The sequence below is a fragment of the Arthrobacter sp. Y3223164 genome (assembly GCF_059091005.1).
Map to the genome: position 1 here is coordinate 1 of NZ_JBNHGF010000495.1, position 1729 is coordinate 1729.

2 protein-coding genes and 1 pseudogene are annotated in these 1729 nt (G+C 67.5%); 1 reads left to right on the plus strand and 2 read right to left on the minus strand.

All coding sequences use genetic code 11. The annotated features are described in order from the left end of the window. Nucleotides 1-335: pseudogene (locus tag AC5RUJ_RS15760) on the plus strand (succinate dehydrogenase); the annotation flags it as partial. 127 nt (nucleotides 336-462) lie between these two features. Here AC5RUJ_RS15760 and AC5RUJ_RS15765 read toward each other — a convergent pair. Together AC5RUJ_RS15765 and AC5RUJ_RS15770 are read right to left on the minus strand one after the other, a co-directional pair. After that, entirely contained in the window at nucleotides 463-648 is a 186-nt protein-coding gene (locus AC5RUJ_RS15765; RefSeq protein WP_494127704.1) for a PspC domain-containing protein, read from the minus strand. A 98-nt stretch (nucleotides 649-746) separates the two neighbouring features. Next, complete coding sequence (locus AC5RUJ_RS15770) at nucleotides 747-1565, minus strand: class I SAM-dependent methyltransferase (RefSeq protein WP_494127705.1); 819 nt, start codon at nucleotides 1563-1565, stop codon at nucleotides 747-749. Between the last annotated feature and the right edge of the window lie 164 nt (nucleotides 1566-1729).

Sequence of the window (1729 nt, forward strand, 5' to 3'; positions counted from 1 at the left end):
GCCTGCAACGGCTTGCCGCCCTCGAAGAACGCGCGCGGCACGTCACCGCGCACCCGGACATCGCCGGGTTCGACGACCTGGCGCACGCCTACGACCTGCTGGGCTCGCTCCTCGCGGCCCGGGCCACGCTCGAATGCGCCCTTGAGCGGCGTGAGACGCGGGGCTGCCACAACCGGGCGGACTTTCCCGAGATGGATCCGTCGCTGCAGGGCAACTTCGTCTGGTCGCCGACCGAGGGAGTCAGCTTCGAGGCCCTGCCCCCTGCCCCGGACTCCTTCCGGTCCCTGGCCGAGGCCGGCGTCGACGACTCGGTAGCGGGCAAGCTCGTCGAGTAGCCCTGACGTGCCGTCGGCCGGCATCAGTGGAGCGTATTGGGCGCATGAGTGTGCAAACGGACAGTGCCTGAACGGCAGGCATTAGGGACCTCCGGCCCCGGAAGCGCCGGGGGCAGGGGCGCGAAGACTACACCTGAGACTTGGGGATCATGATCCACAGCGCGATGTACACGAGTTCCCCGATACCGACCAGTCCGAAGATCACGAACCCGAGACGCACCAGCACTTTCGGCAGGCCGAAACGGGCGGCCAGGGCGGCGCAGACACCGGCGATCAGCTTGCCATTCCGGGGACGAACCAATGCAGCAGCCATGGCCTTAGTCTAGTAACCCGAACCGGTTTCCGAACAGCATCCCGCGACGGAAACGGGTCCTCGGGCCCGATCCCGCTTTCCGGCCGCTTCCAGCGCAATCACTTCTTGCGGGCCGTGAACAACAGATACTCCCATTCCATCCGGCCGCCGCCGAGATCGTGCCGGCTGGCCAGTTCTTCGAGTTCCTCATCGAGGGCTTGGACCCGGTCGGGTTGGTCCGCGATGTAGCGGTAGGTGTTGATCGTGGGACCGTAGGTGGCCTTGAAGAAGTCGCGGAACTCCCCGGCGGTGGCGAACCTTTCGACCGTCAGCTTTTCGCGCCGGGCGACGACGTCGGTGGCCCGATCCCCGAGCAGGTCCTGCACGTGCTGCTGTTGGCCCCACAGCGGCGGTGGTTGCGCCCCCGGAGGCGGCGGGGGCGCGTAAGGCCTCATGGTCGCAAACATCTGGCCGATGAAGCCTTCCGGAGTCCAGTTGGCGAGGGCGATCGTGCCGCCGGGCCGCAGCACGCGGACGAGTTCGTCGGCACTCGCCTGATGGTTGGGAGCGAACATGATCCCCACGCAGGAGATCGCGGCATCGAAGGAACCGTCCCCGAACGGAAGGTTCTCGGCGTCGGCCTCCTGCCAGTCCACGGAGACCCCCGCCTCCTCGGCCAACCGGCGCCCTTTCTCAAACAGCTCCGGAGTGAGGTCCGCCGCGGTAACCTGTGCCCCTGCCTGCGCCGCGGGGATGGCCGCGTTGCCGGAACCGGCCGCGATGTCCAAGACACGGTCGCCCTTCCCAATGCCGCTGGCCTCGACGAGTGCCGTGCCCAGCGCCGGGATCACCTCGGTGGCGACGGCGGGATAGTCGCCGAGTGCCCACATGGCCCGGTGCTTTGCCTTGATCCCCGAATTGTCCGGTTGATTGCTCATGGCCCTTGCCTCCTGCGATTGAGGCCCTCGTTTTGGGGTCCTTCAAGGATGGGGCCGGGTTCGATTAATTTCCAGTAGAAAATACGCACACCGGGGCCGCTGGCCGAACCTGCGCTGCCTGCGCGCGCCTAGGTCCGGGGGCGCTGTTCGCGGGCGGCCGGGGC